We start from the raw sequence: 18,345 nt of genomic DNA on the forward strand, positions 1-18,345 counted from the left end.
ACCCGCGACCGGGGGTGCCGCGCCCGAGCCGGGCGGGGCGTCGGGGTGGTGGGCGTGCTCGTCGCGTGCTCCTCCGGTCAGCGGGCCCGGACGGTGAACGGGACGGTGATGACGTCCCCGTCGGCGAGGCGGAACTGCGCCCACAGCCGGTAGACCCCGGCGGTGGGGAACTCGGCGTGCACGTCGAGCTCCGGACCGAACGACTGTCCCGGCAGCGCGAACACCGGCCGGCCGTTCCCGTCGTCCACCTCCGCGTGCTCGTGGGCGAAGGTCTGTCCGTCGGCGCGCATGACCACGACGTGCCCGGCGGCGGCCAGGTAGGGCTGCAGGTCGTCGACCGGCCGGCCGGTCCCCGCGTCGGTGAACGTGAAGTGCAGGTCGCTCACGCCCCCGGCCTCGGCGGTCCCTCCCAGCTCGACCCGCACGCCGCCGACGACGACCGTCCGCGGCCCGGCCGTCAGGGCCACCGGCTCCGGCGCGGTACCGGCCACGGTGAGCACCTGCCGGGAGTGCACGTCGGCCATCTCGCCCTGCCGCCGGAACTCGGTGTCGACGACGTACCGGCCGGCGGTGGGGAACGTGACGTCGACGGCGAGCTGCCCGGGCCGGCCGGTGGGCTGCGGGTGGACGTGCGCGAACGTGCCCAGGTCCTCCCGGGTGGCGATGAGGTGCATCCACGCCTCGTGGCTGCGGGTGAGGTCCTCGACGGGTTCCCCGGTGCCCGTGTCGACGACGGTGGCCACCAGCCGGGCCGGCTCCCCCGGGCGGACGGCGGCGGGCAGGTCGAGCCGGACGTCGAGCCCGGCGTCGGCGGCCTCGGTCGGCGGCACCTCGGCGGTCATCATCTCGCTCATCGCCGGCCGCATCGGCATGCCGGTGCCCTGCATCCAGGCGAGCGTCCCGTTCATGCCGCGCTCGGCGAAGTCCATCCGGGACACCGCGGTCAGTCCCGCGCCCAGGGCCAGCGCGACGACCGCGATGCCGGCCAGGTAGGCGTACTGGCCGATCCGGGCGCGCAGCGGCGGGCGCAGGATCTCCGCGACGGTGGCCGGGCGGCGGAAGCGGCGCAGCCGCAGCGCGTTGGTCACGACGCTGACGGAGCTCATCGCCATCGCGGCGGAGGCCAGCACCGGGTCCAGCAGCAGGCCGTTCCACCAGTACAGGGCGCCGGCGGCGACCGGGATCAGCAGCAGGTTGTAGCCGAACGCCCAGCCGAGGCCCTGCTTCATCGTGGTCACGGTGCGCCGGGACAGCGCGATCGCCGAGACGATGCCGCGCAGGTCGCCGCCGACGAGGGTGACGTCGGAGGCGGCGATCGCGACGTCGGCGCCGGTCCCGATGGCGATGCCCACGTCGGCGGCCGACAGGGCCGCGGCGTCGTTGATGCCGTCGCCGGCCATCGCCACGACGTGGCCCTGCTCCTGCAGCCGGCGCACCTGCGCCGCCTTGTCCGCCGGCAGCACCTCCGCCAGCGCGTGGTCGATGCCGACCTGCCCGGCGATCGCGGCCGCGGTGGCGGCGTTGTCGCCGGTGAGCATCCACACCTGGACGCCGAGCGCCTGCAGCTGGGCGACCGCCTCGGCCGACTCCGGCCTGACCGTGTCGGCGACCGTGAGCACCGCTGCCGCGGCCCCGTCGACCGCGGCGAACATGGGCGTGCGGCCGGCCGCGGCCTCGCGGGCGGCGGTGGCCTGCAGCGCGGAGACGTCGGTCCCGCGGGCGGCCATCAGGGCGGCGTTGCCCACCAGGACGTGCCGGTCGTCGACGACGGCGTCGATGCCGTGGCCGGGCACGGCGTCGAAGGAGCGCAGCGCCGGCAGGACCAGCCCGCGGTCGGCGGCGGCGGCCAGCACCGCCTCGCCGACCGGGTGCTCGCTGCCGGTCTCCGCGGCGGCCACCAGCGCCAGGACGTCGTCCTCGGCCCACCCGCCGGTGGTGGTGACGCCGGTGAGGGCCGGCCTGCCGCGCGTGATCGTGCCGGTCTTGTCCAGCACGACGGCGGTGACCCGGCGGGCGGTCTCCAGCGCGTCCCCGTTGCCGATCAGGATGCCGAGCTCCGCGGCCCGGCCGGTGCCGACCATGACCGCGGTCGGCGTCGCCAGGCCCAGCGCGCACGGGCAGGCGATGATCAGCACCGCGATCGTCGTGGTGATCGCCAGCGTCAGCCGGCCGCTGTCCGGGCCGACCAGCGCCCAGGCGAGGAACGTGGCAGCGGCCAGGCCGAGCACGATCGGGACGAACCAGGCCGAGACCCGGTCCGCCAGCCGCTGCAGCGGGACCTTCGCGCCCTGCGCGTCCTCCACCAGGCGGACGATCTGCGCGAGCGCGGTGTCGGCACCGACCGCGGTGGCCCGGACGACGACGGTGCCGGTCCGGTTGAGCGTGGCGCCGATCAGCTGGTCGCCGACCGTCTTGTCCACCGGCAGGCTCTCGCCGGTCAGCATGCTCTCGTCGACCGCGGTGGCGCCCTCGGTCACGACGCCGTCGACGGGGACCTTCTCGCCGGGCCGGACCCGCACGAGGTCCCCGACGGCGACCTGCTCGACCGGGACGTCGACCTCGGCGCCGTCGCGCAGCACGCGGGCCGTCCTCGGCGCGAGGCCGACCAGGGCGGTGATCGCCGCGGCGGTCTGCTTCTTCGCCCGGGCCTCCATCCACCGGCCCGCCAGGACCAGGGCGAGGATCACCAGCGAGGTCTCGAAGTAGACGTGCAGCGGCAGGCCCCAGCGCTCGGCGGCGGCCGGCCACAGGGTGACGAAGGCGCTGTAGCCGTAGGCGACGCCGGTCCCGAGGGCGACGAGGGTGTTCATGTTCGTCGAGCGGTGGCGGGCGGCGGCCCAGGCGGCGCGGTAGACGTCCCGGCCGGCCCAGAACTGCACGACGGTGGCGACCACGAGGACGGCCGGCATCAGCCAGTCCATCGCGTCCAGGTACAGCGGCACGTACATCAGCACCATCAGGCCCAGGCCGGTGGCGAGGGTGATCTGCCACCGGCGCCTGAGCGCGGTCAGCCGCGTCTCGTCGTCGCCACCTCCGGCCGCCGTGTCGGGGCCGGTGCCGGTGTCCTGGTCGGCGGGCGGGGTCTCGCGGCGGGGGGTGGCGGCGTAGCCGGCGCGGGCGACCGCGGCGGTCAGCTCCTCGAGTCCGACCCGTGCCGGGTCGAAGCGGACGGTGGCGACCTCGGTGGCCAGGTTCACCTCCGCGGCCGCCACGCCGTCGACCCGGTTCAGCGCCTTCTCGACCCGGCCGACACAGGAGGCGCAGGTCATGCCGCCGATGTCGAGGGTGCAACTGGCGCTCGGTCCGGCGGCGGCGGTCGGCGCGGCACTGCCAGGCGCGGTGGTGGTCATCCCGGACTCCTGGGGTCGATCGGGTCGTCGGCTACGGCTGACTGTCGGCGGTGGCGCGCAGGCTCGGACCGGTGGATCCGCCGGGTTCTCCGACCCGGCGGATCCCCGGACCAGCGGGTTCAACGGCCGGGGACCAGCGCGCCGTACACGGCAGGCGGCCAGGCGGCGAGGATCTTGGGCCGGAGGGTGGCGCCGAGGCGGCGGTAGAACCGCTGGGCGTCGACGTTGTCGACCTCCGTGCCCCACCGGATGAGCAGCTGCTCGGGTGCGGCCAGGGTGGCGAGTGCAGCCATCAGCCGCCGGCCGACGCCGGCGTCGCGGTGTCCGGGCCGGACGTAGAGGTCGTCGAGGTCGAGCACGTCGCCGCCCGTCCACAGGTGCAGCCGCCGGATCGCCGAGACGTAGCCGACGGCCGTGCCGTCGCGCTCGGCGAGCAGCACGATCACCTCGGGCCGCTCGAGCAGCCCGTGCCACTGTTCGTCGGGCACGTGCACGGACGCGGTCTGGTCCTCGTGTGCGGCGATCTCGCGGACCATCGCCGCCACCTCGGTGGTGTCGGCCGGGGTGGCCCGGCGGATCACGACCGCGGCGGTGGGGGCGGTCATCGGGGCGTCGGTCATGGCAGCTCCTGGTCGGACGGGTGGTCGGGGGCAGGCGGGGACGTGAGCGCGCGCCGAGTCACTGGGTGGCGATCGCGGTGAGCACGTCGAGCCGGGCGGCGCGTCGGGCGGGCACGAGCCCGGCGACCAGACCGGCGAGGACTGCGGCGGCGACGACGGCCAGCAGCTGCCCGACGGGCACCTCGATGACCAGGGGCTCGTCCGCGGACAGTCCGGCCAGGGTGGCCGCCGCCAACCCCAGACCGAGGGCGACGCCGGTGACCACGGCGACCGCGGCGATGAGCAGCGCCTCGGCGCGGACCATCCACGACAGCTGCGCCCGTGTCATACCGACCGCCCGCAGCAGTCCGATCTCCCGGGTCCGCTCGACGATGGACAGCGCCAGGGTGTTGGTGATGCCCAGCAGCGCGATCAGCACCGCGAACCCGAGCAGCACGGTGATCAACCCGAGCACCTGGTCGACGGCGGCGGCGCGGTCGGCGGCGGCCTCGGCCTGGTCGAGGACCTCGGCGTTCGGGAAGTCGGCGACCGCGGCCTCCACCGCCGTCCGTGCCTCGCCCGGGTCGACCCCGTCGGCGAGGGCGACGTAGACGGTGGCGTCGACGTTCTCGCTGTAGTGCGCGGCGTAGGTGCCGAGGGAGAGCACGTAGCTGGTGGACAGCGCCCGGGCCGAGTCGTCGGCCATCACCCCGACGACCGGCAGCAGCTGTTCGCCGTCGCGCGAGAAGGTCATCGCCAGGGTGTCGCCGACGGACAGGCCACGCTCGGCGGCGACGTCGGCAGCGAGCACGATCCCCCCGCCGTCGAGCGCCGCCAGGCTGCCGGCGGCCATCTCGACGTCGGCGACCGACGGGAGGGTTGCCGGGTCGACCGCGGTGAGCGCGCTGGTCGTCCCGGCGTCCAGCCAGTGACCGAAACGGACCGAGGAGGTCGCGGCGACCTCCGGTCGCGCGGCGACGCGCGCGGCGACCTCCGGGGAGAGCCCACCGAGCATCTCGTCGCCGCTGCTCTGCACCAGCAGGTCGGCGGTGATCGCCTCGCCCGAGGCGGCGCCGATCGCCTTGACCGAGCTGCCGAGCACCGCGACGAAGGCGATCAGGGCCAGGCCGAGGGCGAGGGCCGTCGCGGTGGCCGCGGTGCGCCGCGGATTGCGTGCGGTGGACTCCCGGGCCAGCCGCCCGGGCACGCCCAGCCCGTCGAGCGGTCGGCCGACCGCGCGGGCCAGCCGTGGCGCGAGCACGGGAGCGAGCACGACCAGCGCGGCCAGCAGCGGCACTGCGCCGAGGCCGACGCCAGTGACGTTCCCCAGCAGCGCGGCCGCGACCAGTTGCACCAGGCCCAGGCCGAGCAGCACCCAGCCGGTGACCAGACGGCCCCGCCGCGGACCGGCGGGCGCCGGCGCGGCGGCCCGCATCGCCTCGACCGGCGCGGTGCGGGCGGCGCGGCGGGCCGGGCCGAGCGCCGCCAGCAGCGTGATCAGCGTGCCCGCGGCCAGACCGACGACCAGCGTGCGGGCGGTGACGGTGAGCGGGCCGGCGGGCAGCGATAGTCCGGCGCCCTGGGCGAGGCCGCGCAGCGCGTGCGCGGCACCGATGCCGGCCGCGGTGCCGCCGGCCGCGCCGGTGAGGCCGACCAGCAACGCCTCGCCGAGCACCGAGCCGAACACCTGCCGGCCGGTGGCCCCGGCGGCACGCAGCAACGCCAGTTCCCGGGCCCGCTGGGTGAGCACGATGGCGAAGGTGTTGGCGATCAGGAACGCCCCGACCACCAGCCCGGCGGCGGCGAGCGCGAGGAGCACGATGCGCAGGTAGCCGATGCTCTCCTTCGCCGCGTCGGCGCTGGCGGCGGCGGCGTCCTGGCCGCCGGTGACGGCGTACTGCGCGCCGAGCGCGGCGGCGAGGTCGCTGCGCAGGTCGGTCACGGCGACACCGTCGGCGGCGATCACGTCGACCGAGGTGAGGCCGGCACCGAGGTCGAGCAGCGTCTGGGCGGTGGGCAGGTCGACGAGCACCACGGTGCTGTTGGCCAGCCCGTCGCGGTCGCCGACGCCGGTCAGCCCGACCACGCGCAGCTGCCGGGTCGCGGTGGCCGAGACGGTGACCGTGTCACCGAGGGCGATGCCCTGCTCATCGGCGGTGGCGGCGTCCAGGACGACCTCGTCGGCCGCACGGGGGGCGTGCCCGGACCTGAGCTCGTAGGCGGTGAACGGGGCCTCGGCCCAGGTGCCGAGGATCGTCGGCCCGGCGGGTTCCACGGCGGTGCCGCGGACCTGCAGCTGCCCCGGTCCGGAGGCCACCGGGCGGATCCGGTCGACGCCGGCGACGGCGGCGATCCGGTCGGCCAGGTCGGCCGGCAGCGGGTCGCGCGCCACCTCCACGCCCATCGCGGCGTCGAAGGCGGCCGCATCCCGGACGGTGAGGTCCACCCCGGCGGCGGTGGTGCGGAACTGCTCGTCGAGCAGGCGGGTGCTGGTGTCGGTGAGCACCAGGCTGCCGACGGCGAACGCGACGCCGAGCGCGACGGCGAGCCACGTCAGCGTCAGCCGATTGCGGTGCGCGAGCGTGTTGGACCAGGACAGGCGCCACATCGCGATCACGCCCCCACCGGCTCGTCGCGGCGGGAGACGTCGAGGCGGGCGAGGCGGGCCAGCACGGTCTCGGCGGTGGGGCCGGTGAGCTCGTCGACGATCCGGCCGTCGGCGAGGAAGACCACCCGGTCGGCGTAGGCGGCGGCGACCGGGTCGTGGGTGACCATGACGATCGTCTGGCCGAGGCTGCGGGTGGCGTCACGCAGGAACGTCAGCAGCGCGGCGCCGGCGCGGGAGTCGAGGTTGCCGGTCGGCTCGTCGGCGAACACCAGCTCCGGGCGGGCGATCAGGGCCCGGCCGACGGCGACCCGCTGCTGCTGGCCACCGGACAACTGGGCCGGGCGGTGGTCGAGCCGGGTCTGGAGACCGAGCATGTGCACGAGCTCGTCCGTCCACGCCGGATCCGGCCGCTTGCCGGCCAGGGTCAGCGGCAGCGCGATGTTCTCCGCCGCGGTCAGCGCCGGGATGAGGTTGAACGCCTGGAACACGAAGCCCAGCCGCTCGCGGCGCAGCAGGGTGCGGCCGCGCTCGGACAGCGCGCCCAGGTCGGTGTCGCCGACGAACACCTGGCCGGAGTCGATGTCGTCCAGGCCGGCGAGGGCGTGGATCAGGGTGGACTTGCCCGACCCGGACGGTCCCATGACGGCGGTGAACTCCCCGGCAGGGATGGTGACGCTGGCCGAGTCGAGGGCGCGGACGGCGGCCTCGCCCCGGCCGTAGGTCTTGACCACGTCGACCGCGCGGGCGGCGACCACGGGCCGGGTCGGGGGTGCGGCGGGCTGCGTGTCGGTGACGGTCATCGTCTCTCCCGGGAGGAGCGGGTCGTCGGGGGCGGTAAGTCGGGGCGGTAAGCGGGTCGAGGTGGTGGAGGCGGCGGTCAGGAGCAGGGGCACGGGCGGGGGCGCCGCCAGGGCCGGGCCGGGCGCAGGCAGCGGACCAGCCGGGCGTGCTCGGCCTCGCGGATCAGTTCCTGCTGGCGCGAGCGGGTGAGGTGCTCGTGGGTGGAGGTCATGGCGGGCTCCTGACAAGCGGTGGCGGACGGTGGACTCCGGGCGCCGCTGCCCGGGTCGTGGGGCCGGAGTGCCGGTGGACGACCCGGACAGCGGGGTGGCGATGAGGGCTACGGGACGAGGGCGTAGCCGGCCTCGTCGACGGCGGCGGCGATGTCGGCGCGGTCGACCGGGCGGTCGGCAGTGACGGTGACGGTGCCGCTGGCCAGGTCGACGGTGACCGACCGGACGCCGGCCACACCGGAGATCTCCTCGGTGACCGCCCGCTGGCAGTGCGCACAGGTCATGCCGGTGACGGTGAAGGTGGTCGAGCCGACGAAGGTGCGGGGCGTGTTGGACAGCACGGGGACTCCTCGGGGTGGTGGTGGGGTCGGGGACGAGAGTCGGCGTGGGGGCGGGTCGCTCTCACCGGGGAAACCGCCGGGATCCCACGCCGGGTTCGCCAGGAGGCCGGGAGCCAGGTGGCTCAGTGGCCGTGGGCGCCGTGGCCGGCGGCTGCGGCGGCCGGCCGGCCGCCGGGCACGGCGAGTGCGGTGAGGACGAACAGGGCGACCAGGACACCGGCGGCGGCGGCGAAGGCGCGCCCGTAGCCGTCGACCAGACCGGCGGAGGTGGCGAGGTCACCGGCGACGGCGGTGAGCCCGGCGACGCCGAGGGCCGCGCCGATCTCGTGTCCGGTCATCATCAGCCCGCTCGCCACGCCGGAGCTCTCGCCCGGCACGTCGCCCATCGCGGCGACCGCGATCGCCACGAACATCGGCCCCACGCCCGCGCCGACGAGCAGGAGGCCGGGGAGCACGTCGGCGGCGTAGGAGGTGCCGCCGGCGTTCGCGGCCAGCAGGAGCGCGCCGCCGGCCATGACGACCAGGCCGCCGAGGACCAGCGTGCGGGCACCGACCCGGCCGACCACCTTCGACGCGGCGGTGGCGGCGAGGGTGATCGCGCCGGCCAGGGGCAGGAACTCCAGGCCGGCCACGACCGGCGAGGCTCCGACGACGTCCTGCAGGTACAGCGAGGTCAGGAAGACGGCGCCGACCACCACGCCGGTGACGCCGGCCATGACCGCCGAGGCGGAGACCAGCGACCGGATGCGCCAGGTCGCCGGGGGCACGAGGGGATCGGTGGTGCGGCGCTCGAGCCGGGCGAAGGCGGTCAGCAGCACCGCGGCGGCGGCCAGCGCGAGCCAGGTGCGGGGCGCCGTCCAGCCGGCCGAGCGGGTGGCCTCGATGCCGGACACCAGGGCCAGCAGCCCGCCCACCAGGGTCAGCGCGCCCGGCACGTCGAGCCGGCGCAGCGCCCCCGCCCGGGAGGCGCCCCGGGCCACGGCGCGCAGGGTGCCGAGGACGACGGCGACGCCGATCGGCACGTTGACGAAGAACACCGCCCGCCAGCCCAGTGCGCTGGTCAGCGCCCCGCCGAACAGCACGCCGGCGGCGATGCCGAGGCTGCCGACGGTGCCCCACACGGCGAGCGCCGTCTGCCGCTGCCTGCCGGCGTAGGCGGTCATGATGATCGACAGCGCCGCGGGGGTGAGCAGCGCGGCGCCGGCTCCCTGCGCGGCGCGGGAGACGACCAGCATCCACGGGGCCTGGGCGAGCGCGCTGGTCAGGGAGGCGGCGGTGAACAGGCCGACGCCGGTGAGGAACGCCCCCCGGCGGTCGATCAGGTCCGCGATGCGGCCGCCGAGCAGGAGCAGGCCGCCGGAGAGCAGCACGTAGGCGCTGACGGTCCACTGGTAGTCCGCGGCCGAGAGGTGCAGACCGCGGCTGATCGACGGCAGTGCGACGTTCACGACGGAGACGTCGAGGATCACCATCACCTGCGCGGTGATCATCAGACCGAAGACGGTCCACGACCGGCGCGGCTCGTCGACGGTGGGCACGGTCGGGTGGGCCCACGGGTGCGGGTGGGCGGGCGCCGCCGGTCCGGCGGCGGAGTGGGTCGTCACGGGTTCCCTCCTCGGGAGGCAGGTCCGGGTGTGCCGCCACCGTCCGGTGTGGAGGAGTCCGGTCGCGCCGGTGGTTCCGCCGGGATGGCCTGCCCGCGGGCGACGACCCGTCCGGCCGGGGAACCGCGCGGGGAAGGCGGCTCGGTTCCGTCCGGTGGCGCACTAGGGTCTCGGCGTGCTCTCCGGCAGGGACTCCGAGCGGGCAGCCATCGCCGCACTGGTGGACGAGGCGTGGGCCGGCCGGGGCGGGGCGCTGGTGCTGGTCGGACACCCGGGCGTGGGCAAGTCGGCGTTGCTGCGCGACACGGTGGCCCGGGTCGACGGCATGACGGTGCTCCGCACGCAGGGTCTGGAGTCGGAGTCGCCGCTGGCGTTCGCCGCGCTCCACCGTCTGCTGCGCCCGGTCGTGGCCGACTGTGCGCACCACCTGCCGCAGCCGCAGGCCCGGGCGTTGCGGGCGGCCTTCGGCGAGGTCGACGACGGCCCCGGCGACCGCTTCCTGGTCTTCCTGGCCGCGTTGAACGTCCTCGCCGACGCCGGGCAGCGCCGCCCGGTGCTCGCCGTCGTCGACGACGCCCACTGGCTCGACGACGCGTCCGCCGCGGCGCTGCTGTTCGTGGCCCGGCGGCTGCAGGTGGAGCGGGTCGCCCTCCTGTTCACCGCCCGCGACGCCGACGTGCGCACCTTCGACAGTGGTGACCTGCCCCGCCTCGCCGTCGGGGCCCTCGACGCGCAGGCCGCCGGTGACCTGCTCTCCGCCCGCGCCGGGGTCCCCGTCCCCCCGGAGGTGCGCGACGCGCTGGTCGCGAGCACCGGCGGCAACCCCCTGGCGCTCGTGGAGCTCGCCGGGGCCCTGACGCCGGAGCAGCTGTCCGGCCGGGTGCGGTTGCCGACCCGGCTGCCGCTGACCGAGGGCGTGGAGCGGGCCTTCCTCGACCGCTACCGGCGGCTGCCCGAGCGGGCCCGGGCGGTGCTGCTGGTCACGGCCGCCGACGACTCCGGTCAGACGCGGGTGGTGCGGCAGGCGGCCGCCTCCCTGGGAGCCGGTGAGGACGCACTGCAGGTGGCCGAGCGCTCGGGGCTGCTCCAGGTCCGCGACGCCGCCGTCGACCTCCGGCACCCGCTGGTGCGCTCGGCGGTGTACGGCGCCGCCACCAGCACCGAGCGCCGACGGGCCCATCGAGCCCTGGCGGCCGTGCTGACCGGCCCTGACGAGGCCGACCGGCGCGCCTGGCACCTCGCCGCGGCCGTCGAGGAGCCGGACGAGGCCGTCGTCGCCGAGCTCGACGCCGCCGCCGAGCGGGCCCGGGCGCGAGGAGGTCTGGAGGCGGCCGCGTCCGCCTGGGAACGCGCCGCCGAGCTCTCACCGGCCGGGAACGCCCAGGCCGAGCGGCTCTACGCCGCTGCGCGCTCCGCCTGGCTGGCCGCCCGACCCGCCCGGGCCCGGGCGCTGGTCGACGCCGCCGCGGCGCAGGCGCGCGACGCGCTGCTGCTCGCGGACGTCCTCCGGCTCCGGGCGCGCATCGAGTGGAACACCGGCTCGCTGCACGCCGGGCAGCGGATGGTGCTCCAGGCCGCCGCCGAGGTGGCCCCGCACGACGCGCAGCGTGCTCGGGAGATGGCCATGTTCGCCGCGGCGCTGGCCGCGTTCGGTGCGCGCTCCGGCAGCGCCGTCGCCCCTCCGGCCCTGGTCCCCCGCCCCGGGCCCGACGCGCCGGTGCGTGCCCGGTGCTTCTCCGACCTGCTGCACGGCCTCGACGCCGCCGTCCACGGCGACTGGCAGGGGGCGATGCCGCCGCTGGAGGAGGCCTTCGCCCTCGCCGAGCACCTGGCCGAGGAGGACCTGGACCTGCTGCCCAACCTGGGCATCGCCGCGATGTACCTGGGCGACGACGCGTTGACCCGGCGCTACCACGAGCAGCTGCTGACCCGGGCGCGCAGCACCGGCGCCGTGCTGATGATCCTCTACTCGCTGGCCCGGCTCGGCTTCGCGGAGGTGGCCACCGGGCGGTGGACCGCGGCCCGCGCCGCGGCCGCCGAGGCGCTGCCGCTGGCCGACCAGTCCGGGCACCGGGGGCTGGCCGCCCTGCCGACCGCGTGGCTGGCGTTGCTGGCCGCGCTGCGGAGCGACGGGGCGGTGGACCGGTACCTCGCCGACGCGGAGCGGATCTGCGCCGATCACGCGCTCGGCATCCTGGCCGAGGTGGTGCCCGACGTGCTGCGGTGGGCCCGTGGCGTGCGCGACGCGGCCGATCCGGCCGCCGCGCTGCACCAGCTGGAGCAGATCCGCCATCCGATGACCCGCCGGCTGGCCGCCACGGACCGCATCGAGGCCGCCGTGCGGGCCGGGCGGCCGCAGCCGGCTCACGCCTGGGTGGAGGAGCTGGCCGGCTTCGCCGAGGCCACCGGCTCCGCCTGGGCCTCCGCCGTGGCCGAGCACGGCCGGGCGCTGCTCACCGACGGCCCCGAGGCCGAGCGCCACTTCGAGCAGGCCCTCGCCGCGCACGCCAAGAGCGACCGCCCGCCCGACCGGGCCCGCACCCAGCTGGCGTACGGCGCCTTCCTGCGCCGCTCCCGCCGCCGGGTCGACGCCCGGCCCCACCTGCGCGCCGCCCTCGAGACGTTCGAGGACCTCGGCGCGCGGCCGTGGGCCGAGCGCGCCCGGCAGGAGCTGCGCGCGTCCGGCGAGACCGCCCGCCGTCGCGACGCGTCCACGGTCGTCGACCTCACCCCGCAGGAACTGCAGGTGGCCCGGTTGGTGCGTCAGGGCCTGGCCAACCGGGACGTCGCCGCGCAGCTGTTCGTCAGCCCGCGCACCGTCGACTTCCACCTGCGCAACGTGTTCGCCAAGCTCGGCGTCACGAGTCGCACCGAGCTGGCCGCCCACCCGCTCGACTGACGCCCGCGTCGGCGGCCGGGACCCACCCGGCGGTCTCGCCGGTGCGGCGGGAGCTCCGCAGCGCTCGGTACGGTCGGCGCCGTGCTGGCCGGACGGGACGCCGAGCGTGCGCGGATCGCCGCCCTGCTCGACGGCGCACGCGCCGGGACCGGCGGTGCGCTGGTGGTCCGCGGCGTCGCCGGGGCCGGCAAGTCGACGCTGCTGGCCGAGGCGGTGGACGCCGCCGCCGGCATGCGGGTGCTGCGCACCTCGGGCGTGGAGTCGGAGTCGCCGCTGGCCTTCGCCGCCCTGCAGCGGCTGCTGTGGCCACTGCGGACGCTCCTCACCGGGCTGCCGGCGCCCCAGCAGGCCGCGCTCGGTGCCGCCCTCGGCGAGGCGGCCGGTGAGGGCGAGCGCTTCCTGGCGTTCCTCGGCACGCTGAGCCTGCTCGCCGACGCCGCCGAGGACTCCCCCGTGCTGGCCGTCGTCGACGACGCCCACTGGCTCGACGACGCCTCGGCCGCGGCGCTGCTGTTCGTCGCCCGCCGGCTGCAGGCCGAGCGGGTGGCCGTGCTGTTCGCCGCCCGCGACGGCGACGCCCGCCGCTTCGACGCACCCGACCTGCCCACCGTCGTCCTCGGCGGCATGGCCGGGGCGGACGCCGAGGCGGTGCTGTCCGCGCGGGCCGGCGCCACGGTGGACCCGGCGGTGCGCGACCGGCTGGTGGCGGCCACCGGCGGCAACCCGCTGGCGCTGGTCGAGCTGGCCGGGGTGCTCACCCCCGAGCAGCTGGCCGGGCGGTCGCCGCTGCCCACGCAGCTGCCGCTGACCGGTGGGGTGGAGCGGGGCTTCCTGGACCGCTACCGGCGGCTCGGCGAGCCGGCGCAGCGGTTGCTGCTGCTGACCGCGGCCGACGACACCGCCCGGCTGACGGTGGTCCGGGCCGCGGCGGAGCACCTCGGAGCCGGCGACGACGCCCTCGACGAGGTGGAGCGCGCCGGGCTGCTGCACGTCGACGGGGACGTGCTCGCCCTCTACCACCCGCTGGTGCGCTCCGCGGTCTACCGAGCCGCCACCAGCGCGCAGCGCCGCGCGGCACACCGCGCCCTGGCCGCGGCGGTCGGCCCCGACGCGGACCGCCGGGCCTGGCACCTGGCCGCCGCCGCCGACCGGCCGGACGAGACCGTCGTCGCCGCCCTCGACGACGTGGCCGAGCGCGCCGCCACCCGCGGTGGCCACGAGGCGGCGGCCGCCGCGTGGGCCCGCGCCGCCGAGCTCACCACCGCGGGCGCGGCCCGTGGCCGGCGGCTCTGCACGGCCGCGTCGTCGGCCTGGCTGGGGGCGCACCCCTCCCAGGCCACGGCGCTGGCCGCCGCGGCCGCGGCAGAGCCGCTCGAGCCGCGGGTGCGGGCGCGGCTGCTGACCCTGCAGGGGCAGATCGAGTGGAACACCCGCTCGCTCGACGACGGCTACGACCTCGTCCTGCAGGCCGCCCGGGTCGCCGCCGAGGTGGACGAGGCGATGGCGCAGGAGCTGGCGATGCTCGCCGCCTCGCTGGCCGCCTTCGGTGCCCGGTCGCCCCGGGACGTCGACCCGGCCGCGCTGGTCCGCCCCCCGGCACCGGACGCGCCGCCCCGTGTGCGGGCGGCCTCCGCCCTGCTGCGCGGGTTCCGCGCCACCGCCTGTCGGGACTGGGCCACCGCCGCCGAGTGCTTCCGCGGCGCCTTCGCCCTCACCGACGCCGACCCGGTCGACGACCACGTGCTGCAACCCAACCTGGGGGTCGCGGCGATGCTCGTCGACGACGACGAGCGGGGTCTCCGGCTGCACGCCGAGCAGCTGACCGCCGCCCGCCGCGCAGGCGCGCTCACCATGGTCGAGCACGCCCTCACCCGGGGGGCGCAGTTCCAGATCGCCACCGGTGACTGGGCCCAGGCCGCCGGCGCCGCGACCGAGGCGCTGGCGCTGACCGCCGGGACGGGACACCCCGGCCTGACCGCGCTGCCGACCGCCGAGCTCGGGCTGCTGGCCGCCCTGCGCGGGGACGACGCCGCCGACCGCCTCCTGGCCGAGGCGACCGCGATCCGGGAGGCGCACCCGGTCGGGCTCGCGGACTTCCTCGTCGCCGACCTGGTGCGCTGGGCACGGGGGCTCCGCGCCCGGCAGCCGGCGTCGGCCCTGTACCACCTCGAGCAGATCAGCTCACCCGGATACCGCCGCACGGCCGCGCTCGACCGGCTCGAGACCGCGGTCCGCGCCGGCCGCGAGGACCTCGCCCGCACCTGGCTGGGCGAGCTGGAGGACTTCGCCGCGGGCACCGGCGCCCCGGCCGCGCGCGCCGTCGTCGAGCACGGTCGCGCCCTGCTCGCCGGGGACGACGCCGCCGGGGACGACGCCGCCGAGGAGCACTTCCGGCGTGCCCTGGACGCGCACGCCGCGTCGCTGCGGACGCCCGCACGGGCCCGCACCGAGCTGGCCCTCGGCGAGCACCTGCGCCGTGCACGGCGCCGGGTGGACGCCCGGGAGCACCTGCGCACCGCGCTGTCGCTGTTCGAGGAGCTGGACGCGACCCCGTGGGCCGAGCGGGCGGCGCAGGAGCTGCGTGCGTCCGGGGAGACCGCGCGGCGCCGCGACGTCTCCACGACCACCGAGCTGACCGCGCAGGAACGTCAGGTGACGGCCCTGGTCCGGCAGGGCCTGTCCAACCGGGACGTCGCGGCGCAGCTGTTCGTCAGCCCGCGCACCGTCGACTTCCACCTGCGGAACGTGTTCAGCAAGCTCGGGGTGGCCTCCCGCGCCGAGCTCACCGCCCTCCCGCTGGACTGACGCGCGGCTGCCCGGCTCCCGGGGACGGCGGGGAACCCGGTGGTTCTCCCGGCGTGACGCCTCCCGTCCGCTCCTAGCGTCCGGCGCAGAGCCAGCCCGGACCGAGGAGCCTCCACGACCAGCACCGCCGCGCTGCTCCCCGCGGCCTCGGCCGACCGCACCGCCCGTCCCCTCCCCCACCCCTGCCAGGAGCCGTCATGCCCACCCCCGTCCCCACCGACCGGTCCGTCGACGTGCTCGTGATCGGTGCCGGCCAGGCCGGTCTCGCCCTCGGCCACCACCTCGCCCGCCGCGACGCGGACCTCCTGCTGCTCGACGCCGGACCCGAGGTCGGCCACTCGTGGCGCTCCCGCTGGGACTCGTTGCGGCTGTTCAGCCCCGCCCGGTACGACGCGCTGCCCGGCCTCCCGTTCCCCGCTCCCGCGGACACCCACCCGAGCAAGGACGACGTCGCCGACTACCTGGCCGCCTACGCCCGGCGCTTCGCCCTGCCGGTGCGGACGAACTCCCCGGTGCTGCGGTTGCACCGCGACGGCGACGGCGGCTTCACCGCGACCACGCCGACCGGGACGGTGCGCGCCGGGCAGGTCGTCGTCGCCACCGGGCCGTTCCAGACCCCGCACGTCCCGGCTCTGGCCCAGCAGGTGGACCCGGCGGTACCGCAGCTCCACAGCGCCGGGTACCGCAACCCGACCCAGCTGCCCGGCGACGGCCGGGTGCTCGTCGTCGGCGGCGCCAACTCCGGCCTGCAGATCGCCGCCGAGCTCGCCGCCACCCAGCCCGTCACCGTCGCCGTCGGCACCCGGCCGACCGAGCTGCCCCAGCGCATCGCCGGCCGCGACCTGTTCACCTGGCTGGACTCGGTCGGCTTCTTCACCGTGCCCGCGCACACCCGCATCGCCCGCCGGCTGCGCGCCCGCGGTGACCTGGTCATCGGCACCCGCACCCGCGACCTGCGCCGCCGCGGCATTGACATGCGGCCCCGGCTCACCGCGGTCACCGGACGCACCGCCCGCTTCGCCGACGGCACCACCGTCGACGTCGACGCGGTCGTGTGGGCGACCGGGTACCGCAGCGACCACTCGTGGCTGCACGTGCCCGGCGTGGTCGTCGACGGGCAGGTCCGGCACGACGCCGGGGTCACCGCGGTGCCCGGGCTGTACTTCCTCGGGTTGCCGTGGCAGACGTGCCGCGGCTCGGCGCTGCTGGGCTTCGTCGGCGCGGACGCCGCCACCCTGTCCGACCGCATGGCCGCCGACGCGCGGGGGTCGCGGCCGCAGGCCGGACCCGGCCGTGGAGAGCCCGAGATCCCGGCGGTCGCGCCGGCGTGACGCCTCCCCGCGTCACCGTCCCGGGTGGGGACCTCGAAGGCGGCCGAGGTGGTCGTGGACCATGCGGATGGCGACCGCGCCCTCCCCGACCGCGGAGGCCACCCGCTTCACCGACCCGTGCCGGACGTCGCCGACGGCGAACACGCCGGGCACGCTGGTCTCGAACTCGCGGACCTCACCGCCGGCGGGGCCGCCGCGCCGGTCGGCGCCGGTCAGGACGTGGCCCGTGCCGTCCCGGTCGATCGCGTCGGGCAGCCAGTCGGTGTGCGGCTCGGCGCCGATCAGCACGAACAGGCCCGCGGCGGGGACCGTCTCGGTGTCCCCGCCGTCCCGGTCGCGCACCACCAGGTGGGTCAGCCGCCCCTCACCGCTGCCGCCGACCGCCTCGGCGCCGTGGCGGACGGTGACGTTGGCCGCCGCGTCGATCTCGCGGACCAGGTAGTCGGACATGGTCGCGGCCAGTGAGGCGCCGCGCACCAGGAGCGTCACCCGCCGGGCGTAGCGGGCCAGGTGCAGCGCGGCCTGCCCCGCCGAGTTGGCCCCTCCGACGACGTACACCTCCTCCCCCGCCATCGCCTGCGCCTCCGGTGCCGCGGCGCCGTAGAAGACCCCCGCCCCGACGAGCGCGTCCAGGGACGGGACGCCGAGCCGCCGGTAGGTCACCCCGGTGGCGAGGACGACGGCCCGGCTGGTGACGGCGCTGCCGTCGCTCAGCGAGACGACGAGGCCGTCGTCCGAGGTCTCCAGGCCGACCGCGCGCGGTCCGTAGACGAACTCCGCGCCCAGCAGCCATGCCTGCTCGTAGGCCCGCTGCGCCAGGTCGGCGCCGGGGATGCCGCGGGGGAAGCCCAGGTAGTTGCGGATGAGCGAGCTGGTGCCGGCCTGCCCACCCATCGCCTCCGCCTCCAGCACGACCGTGCGCAGCCCCTCGGAGGCGCCGTAGACCGCTGCGGCCAGCCCCGCGGGGCCCGCACCGACGACCGTGACGTCGTGGGGCCGCGCGTCCGGCCGGGTCCTGACGCCGAGCGCGTCGGCGATCTCGAGACCGGACGGGTCCTCGAGGACCCGGCCGTCGAAGAGGACGACCAGCGGCAGGCGGGCGGCCGGCCGGCCCACCTCCCGCAGCAGCGCCCGGCCCTCCTCGGACGCCACGTCGTGGAAGCCGTAGGCCACGCTGTTGCGGCTGAGCAGGTCCCGGATCTCGTGGGAGCGCGCCGTCCAGCGCTCCCCGACCACCCGGGCCGCCAGGAACCGCGGCCGGTTCGGCAGCGCCCACTGGTACAGGAACTGCCCGATCGCCTGGTGGAAGTGCTCGTCCCCGGGCTGCCAGGGCTTGGTGACCCAGTCGATCTGCCGCAGCACCGACACCGGCAGCACGGGGGCGATCGACCGGTCGTGCCAGGTGATCAGCACCGACCGTCGCGCCTCCGGGTGCAGCGCCCGCACCCGGTCGAGGAACTCGACGCCGGTCATCCCGGGCATCCACTGGTCGGCGAGGACCAGCGCCACCTCCCCGCCCGCCGCCCGCACCCGCGCCAGGTCGCCGAGCGCCTCCTCCGCCGAGGTGAGGCAGCGGACGTCGTAGTCGGTGCCGTAGCGCTTGGTCAGCTCCTCCTGCACCGGACGCAGCGCGGCCGGGTCGTCGTCCACCGCCATCAGCACGGGCCTGTCCATCGCACCCCCTCCGCCGGTGCCCGCGCAGTGTGCCGCAGGCCGGTTCCCCCGTGGGGTGGGTGCTCAGCCCCGCCGCAGCAGGAGGCCCCGCGGTCACCGACCACGGGGCCTCCGTGCGTCC

At 76.9% G+C, this 18,345-nt stretch carries 11 protein-coding genes; 3 read left to right on the forward strand and 8 right to left on the reverse strand.

Annotated elements, in window-relative coordinates; translation table 11 throughout:
• Positions 1 to 77 precede the first annotated feature (77 nt).
• From ACI8AB_RS18125 to ACI8AB_RS18155, 7 genes are all read right to left on the reverse strand, one after another.
• Positions 78 to 3,350, reverse strand: coding sequence for a heavy metal translocating P-type ATPase (locus ACI8AB_RS18125; RefSeq protein WP_456951259.1), 3,273 nt, complete (start codon positions 3,348 to 3,350; stop codon positions 78 to 80).
• Between the two features lie 119 nt (positions 3,351 to 3,469).
• Positions 3,470 to 3,970, reverse strand: a complete 501-nt coding sequence (locus ACI8AB_RS18130; protein WP_456951260.1) for an N-acetyltransferase family protein — start codon at positions 3,968 to 3,970, stop codon at positions 3,470 to 3,472.
• Between the two features lie 58 nt (positions 3,971 to 4,028).
• Entirely contained in the window at positions 4,029 to 6,557 is a 2,529-nt protein-coding gene (locus tag ACI8AB_RS18135) for an FtsX-like permease family protein (protein WP_456951305.1), read from the reverse strand.
• Positions 6,558 to 6,562: 5 nt separating this feature from the next.
• Positions 6,563 to 7,357: an ABC transporter ATP-binding protein gene (locus ACI8AB_RS18140; RefSeq protein WP_456951261.1), complete on the reverse strand. Its 795-nt coding sequence runs from the start codon at positions 7,355 to 7,357 to the stop codon at positions 6,563 to 6,565.
• 77 nt (positions 7,358 to 7,434) lie between these two features.
• Positions 7,435 to 7,569 (reverse strand): hypothetical protein, encoded by a 135-nt coding sequence (locus ACI8AB_RS18145; protein ID WP_456951262.1) that lies wholly within the window; start codon positions 7,567 to 7,569, stop codon positions 7,435 to 7,437.
• Between the two features lie 108 nt (positions 7,570 to 7,677).
• On the reverse strand, positions 7,678 to 7,911 hold the full coding sequence (locus ACI8AB_RS18150) for a heavy-metal-associated domain-containing protein (protein ID WP_387989501.1): 234 nt from the start codon (positions 7,909 to 7,911) through the stop codon (positions 7,678 to 7,680).
• Positions 7,912 to 8,033: 122 nt separating this feature from the next.
• A complete protein-coding gene (locus ACI8AB_RS18155; RefSeq protein ID WP_456951263.1) occupies positions 8,034 to 9,515 on the reverse strand; it encodes an MFS transporter in 1,482 nt (493 codons plus the stop codon).
• 175 nt (positions 9,516 to 9,690) lie between these two features.
• Between ACI8AB_RS18155 and ACI8AB_RS18160 the strand changes: the two genes are divergently transcribed.
• The 3 genes from ACI8AB_RS18160 to ACI8AB_RS18170 all read left to right on the forward strand — a co-directional run bounded on the left by ACI8AB_RS18160 (position 9,691) and on the right by ACI8AB_RS18170 (position 16,550).
• Positions 9,691 to 12,414, forward strand: a complete 2,724-nt coding sequence (locus ACI8AB_RS18160; RefSeq protein ID WP_456951264.1) for an AAA family ATPase — start codon at positions 9,691 to 9,693, stop codon at positions 12,412 to 12,414.
• An 81-nt stretch (positions 12,415 to 12,495) separates the two neighbouring features.
• Positions 12,496 to 15,219, forward strand: coding sequence for an ATP-binding protein (locus tag ACI8AB_RS18165; RefSeq protein ID WP_456951265.1), 2,724 nt, complete (start codon positions 12,496 to 12,498; stop codon positions 15,217 to 15,219).
• A gap of 197 nt (positions 15,220 to 15,416) precedes the next feature.
• Positions 15,417 to 16,550, forward strand: a complete 1,134-nt coding sequence (locus ACI8AB_RS18170) for a flavin-containing monooxygenase (RefSeq protein WP_456951266.1) — start codon at positions 15,417 to 15,419, stop codon at positions 16,548 to 16,550.
• A 12-nt stretch (positions 16,551 to 16,562) separates the two neighbouring features.
• Here the strand turns inward: ACI8AB_RS18170 and ACI8AB_RS18175 are convergent, their stop codons facing one another.
• Positions 16,563 to 18,224: an FAD-dependent oxidoreductase gene (locus tag ACI8AB_RS18175; protein WP_456951267.1), complete on the reverse strand. Its 1,662-nt coding sequence runs from the start codon at positions 18,222 to 18,224 to the stop codon at positions 16,563 to 16,565.
• Positions 18,225 to 18,345: the final 121 nt, after the last annotated feature.

It is taken from the genome of Geodermatophilus sp. SYSU D00698 (genome assembly GCF_054050335.1).